Source organism: Rhodoplanes roseus, from assembly GCF_003258865.1.
Classification (GTDB): domain Bacteria; phylum Pseudomonadota; class Alphaproteobacteria; order Rhizobiales; family Xanthobacteraceae; genus Rhodoplanes; species Rhodoplanes roseus.
The window spans coordinates 1-3,705 of the sequence record NZ_NPEX01000419.1; the positions used below are offsets into that span (position 1 = coordinate 1).

Genomic DNA, 3,705 nt, shown 5'->3' on the forward strand with positions numbered 1-3,705 from the left:
CCGGCGCGAACGCGCCGCGCCCACCCTACGGCGCGACCGGCGGGGTGCCGTGGGTGTGGAAGCTCTCGATGGTCTTGAGGCCCCAGGCCTGGCCCTTCAGGCGCTCGGTCTGGGTCCAGGTCACCGGCTCCCAGTCGGGGGCGAGGATCAGGCGGGCGCCGGCGTTGGCCAGCTCGACGCGGTTGCCGGCCGGCTCCCACACATAGAGGAAGAAGGTCTGCTGCACGGCGTGCTTGTGCGGGCCGGTCTCGATGTGGACGCCGTTCTCCAGAAACACGTCGGCGGCTTGCAGGATGTGCTCGCGCTGATCGACCGCGTAGGTGACGTGGTGGAAGCGCCCGCGCGTGCCGGTGGCGTCGCGTGTATAGGCGACGTCGTAGGACTTGTTGTTGACCGTGAACCAGCAGCCGCCGAGGCTGCCGTCGTCGAGCACGATCTGCTCGGTCACCCGGCTGCCCAGCGCCTTCGGCAGGAAGTCCCGGATGGCGCCCACGTCGGTCGCCAGCAGGTTGAAGTGATCGAGCCGGCGCGGCGCGACGGCGCGGTTGGGCACCCGCTGGGCCTGGTTCTTCAGCGCCGGCTTCTCTTCGGCGGGCGGCACGTAGCGGCGCGTCTCGTGATAGATCTCGAAGACGTGGCCGTCCGGATCGGCGAACTGGTAGGCCGGGCCGTGGCCGAGGTCGCCGTCCGTCCAGCCGATCCCCGCCCCCATCGCCTCGATGGCGGCGACGCGGCGCGCCAGCGCCTGCGGGCTCGCCGCCCGGTAGCCGACATGCCGCATGCCGGTGGTCGGCGCCGCGGTCAGCTTGAGGGTGTGGAACTCGTAGTCGTCGAAGGCGCGCAGAAAGACGCTCTCGCCCTCGCGACCGCTCTCGGCGAGGCCGAGCACGCGGGTGAAGAAGTCGAGGCTCTCGTCCGGCTTGTCGGTCAGGAGCTCGACATGGCCGAGATGCGCGATGTCGAAGATCGGTTCGTCCATGGGGGTCCTCGCGGGCGGGTGACACGCTCCCGGCCAGCATAGGCAGTCGCAACCGAAACGGGCAATCCGGCCCGCGGGAATTGGCGACACTTGGCGACTCTGCGCTAATCGCCTGCAAACGATCCGGATTTCTCCGAGTGGTCGAGACCGGCCATCCGCGTATTCTAAAGATCCATGCGCTCGGCCGATGGCCGACGCGTACGATGATCTGCCTCCGGTCCGGGCCGAAATGCTCGCCGGGGGCGGTTTCGTTTCAGGGGGCTGCGAGGCGCGGGACCTTCAGTCGCGGGACGTTCAGTCGCGAGAGCTGTCTAAGACGCCCCGGAAAACGGAACGGGCGGCCGTGAGAAATGCTCTCATCGACCGCCCGTAGCGCATCACGCCGCACGCGCCCGCGAAACGAACGGAGCGCCTGGGGTGGTCTCTATGGAAAGCGGCGGGCCGGCACTTTGACCTGGATCATTGTCTGACGTTTTCCTGACGCCTTTTTCCGTCCGACACGGCGCGGCCGCGTGCAGCATCGAAAAGCCGCACGAGAACGGACGCTCTCGTGCGGCTTTCGTTGGTCCGGACCCGTGCCGCGGGACGTGAACCTCTCCGCGCGGACTACCGCGGTGGTGCAGTGTCGCTCGACACTCGCTTCCGTCAGCGCCCCTTGAGGGTGAGGATCAGCGTGGCGACGCCACCGACGAAGGCGCAGCCCACCAGATAGTAGAGGCCGCCCGCATAGGAGCCGGTGACCGAGATCAGAAAGCCGATCGCCACCGGGGCCAGCGACGAGAAGCCGTTGCCGAGCCCGTTCATGATGCCGGCCGCCGTCGAGATGCCGCGGCTCGGCACGATGTCCTGCATCAGCGTCCAGGCCGCCGGGCCGCCGAGACCGATCGAGCCGACCCCGAAGGCGAGGAAGATCGCCGCCGTCATGTTGTCGGCCGCGGTGGCGCCGAAATAGATGCCGGTGCCGACGCCGACCATGGCGAACAGGATCACGGGCGCACGCCGGCCCATCTTGTCGCACAGGACGCCCGAGACGATCTTGGTGACGACGCCGAGGATCCATGGCAGCGACGCCAGCATGCCCATCGCGGCCCAGGAGAAGCCGCGCGCCTCCTTGAGGTAGCTCGGCACCCAGGTCATGGCGCCCCAGATCACCGAGGTGTGGACGACGTAGTAGACGACCAGCAGCCAGAACTGATAGTCGCTGGCGAACGACTTGAACTTGCTCCACAGCGTGTCGGTCGCGTCCGCCGGAACCGCCGGCGCCTTGGCGCGCTCGGCGGCGAGCCCGGCCTCGATGTGGTCGATCTCGAGCTGGTTGATGCGCTTGTGGTCGCGCGGCTTGTCGGCCGTGAAGAACCAGATCGCCGCGAGCGGGATCAGGCCGGCCGTCGCCAGGATGAAGAAGCTCGATCGCCAGCCGGTGAGATGGATGATCACGGTGAACAGCGGCATCGCCACGGCCGGCGCGATCGCCATGCCGGTCTGCCACACGGCGTTCGCCTTGCCGCGCTCGTCGGGCCGGAACCACTCCTTGATGTACTTGCTCTGCATCGGGAAATGCAGGCCCTCGCCGAGGCCGAGAATGACCCGCGAGAACAGCAGCAGCATGAAAGTCGGGGCGAGGCCGCCGACGATCAGCGAGAGGCCCCACAGCACCACGGACAGCGACATCGCCTTGCGCGGACCGAGGAAGTCGCCGATCGGTGCCAGCACCACGTTGCCGACGCCGTAAGCGGCCAGGAACAGCGTCATCAGCAGGCCCTTCTGGACCGACTGACCCGTGATCCCGAAATAGTCGAGGAACTCGGGATCGACGACCAGGATCGAGACGTTGACCCGGTCGATGTAGGAGAAGAAGACGACGAGCAGCAGGATGCCCGCCAGGAGATGGCGCTGATGCGTCGGCTTGGCAGCCTGGTCGATCGCGATCGCAGTCGACATGACGAGACCTTTCCGGTTCGGGTTCTGTGCGCCCGCACGACGCCGCCGGATCCGAGAGGCTCGGACACGGGGCGGCGTCGCCGGACGAGGGCGTCGGCCGGCGGTCCCGCCGGCCGCGTCGTGATCAGCTCATGTATTTCTTGGAGCGCGTCACCGTGACGGTGTTGCACTTGGCGATGGTCTCCGGCGTCGGCTCCTGGCCGATGCCCGGCAGGTCCGGCACCTTGTACTTGCCGTTCACCGGCTGGTAGTCGTACAGGCAGGTCGCCCGGCTCTCCGGATTGAGCGCCCGCTGATGGTGCTCGTGGATGATGAAGTTCGGGATCACGGCCTCGATCTGCAGCGCCGCCGCCTTGGAGATCGGACTGCCGCAGACGTGGATCTGCACGGCGCAGTCGTAGGTGTTGGCCATGTCGCAGATCTTCTTCGCCTCGGTGAGGCCGCCGCACAGGCACAGGTCCGGCTGGATCACGTCGATCGAGCGATCCTCGAGGAACGGCCGGTAGCCCCAGCGGGTGTAGATGCGCTCGCCGGCGGCGATCGGCATCTTCAAGGCCTTCTTGATCTCGAGCATCGAGCGCGAGTTCAGCGGGTGGCATGGCTCCTCGTAGTAGAAGATGCGCAGATCCTCGAGCGCCCGGCCGATCTGGATCGCCGAGATCGTGTCGGTGTTGGCGTGGTGCTCCAGGATGATGTCGAGGTCCGGTCCGCCGGCCTCGCGCATCGCCGCCATCCGGTCGTAGACGGTGCGGATGACGCGGTTCTCCAGCGGTCCAGTGATCTTC

At 67.5% G+C, this 3,705-nt stretch carries 3 protein-coding genes; all 3 read right to left on the reverse strand.

Features of this window, described 5'->3' with window-relative positions; all coding sequences use genetic code 11:
* Positions 1–25 precede the first annotated feature (25 nt).
* Complete coding sequence (locus CH341_RS29370; protein WP_111422859.1) at positions 26–979, reverse strand: VOC family protein; 954 nt, start codon at positions 977–979, stop codon at positions 26–28.
* A gap of 645 nt (positions 980–1,624) precedes the next feature.
* Positions 1,625–2,920 carry an MFS transporter gene (locus tag CH341_RS29375; protein ID WP_111422862.1) on the reverse strand — a complete coding sequence of 432 codons (1,296 nt, stop codon included), beginning with the start codon at positions 2,918–2,920 and terminating at the stop codon, positions 1,625–1,627.
* A gap of 124 nt (positions 2,921–3,044) precedes the next feature.
* A partial coding sequence (locus CH341_RS29380; protein ID WP_146604674.1) for a mandelate racemase/muconate lactonizing enzyme family protein occupies positions 3,045–3,705 on the reverse strand: 661 nt, incomplete at its 5' end.

Excerpts from the sequence above, each read along its gene's own strand:
- CH341_RS29370 (WP_111422859.1), bottom strand. The coding sequence starts at position 979 with ATGGACGAACCGATCTTCGACATCGCGCATCTCGGCCATGTCGAGCTC.
- CH341_RS29375 (WP_111422862.1), bottom strand. The coding sequence starts at position 2,920 with ATGTCGACTGCGATCGCGATCGACCAGGCTGCCAAGCCGACGCATCAG.